This window comes from Pseudomonas sp. WS 5010 (genome assembly GCF_012985565.1).
Classification (GTDB): Bacteria; Pseudomonadota; Gammaproteobacteria; order Pseudomonadales; family Pseudomonadaceae; genus Aquipseudomonas.
This window is the reverse complement of the sequence record NZ_JAAQWQ010000035.1, coordinates 1-551: the sequence shown is the minus strand read 5'-3', so window position 1 is coordinate 551 and position 551 is coordinate 1. Positions and strand designations below refer to the sequence as shown.

At 61.9% G+C, this 551-nt stretch carries 1 protein-coding gene; it reads left to right on the top strand.

Features of this window, described 5'->3' with window-relative positions; all coding sequences use genetic code 11:
* Nucleotides 1-551: glycoside hydrolase family 3 N-terminal domain-containing protein (locus HBO11_RS28455; RefSeq protein WP_170059073.1), on the top strand; the 551-nt coding region annotated here is incomplete at both ends.

The following is a 551-nucleotide window of genomic DNA, read 5'->3' as shown; positions in this document are numbered from 1 at the left end:
CATGTGGCTGATGCAGGATTTGCTGCGCAAAGAGTGGGGCTTCAAAGGTGTGGCGGTCAGCGACCACGGCGCGATCAACGAGCTGATCAAGCACGGCGTGGCCAAGGACAGCCGCGAAGCCGCCAAACTGGCGATCAAGGCCGGTATCGACATGAGCATGAATGACAAGGCCTACGGTGAAGAACTGCCGGGACTGCTCAAGTCCGGCGAAGTACCGCAGAGCGATCTGGACAATGCCGTACGCGAAGTGCTCGGCGCCAAGTACGACATGGGCCTGTTCGCCGACCCCTACCTGCGTATCGGCAAGGCTGAAGATGACCCGGCGGACGTCAAGGCCGACAGCCGCCTGCATCGCGCCGAAGCGCGTGAAGTGGCGCGCAAGAGCCTGGTCCTGCTGAAAAACCAGAACGAAACCCTGCCCCTGAAAAAGCAGACGCGTATTGCTCTGGTCGGCCCGCTGGCCAAAGCCCCGATCGATATCATGGGCAGCTGGGCCGCAGCCGGTCAGCCGGCTCAATCGGTAACCGTGTTTGACGGCATGCGCAATGCCC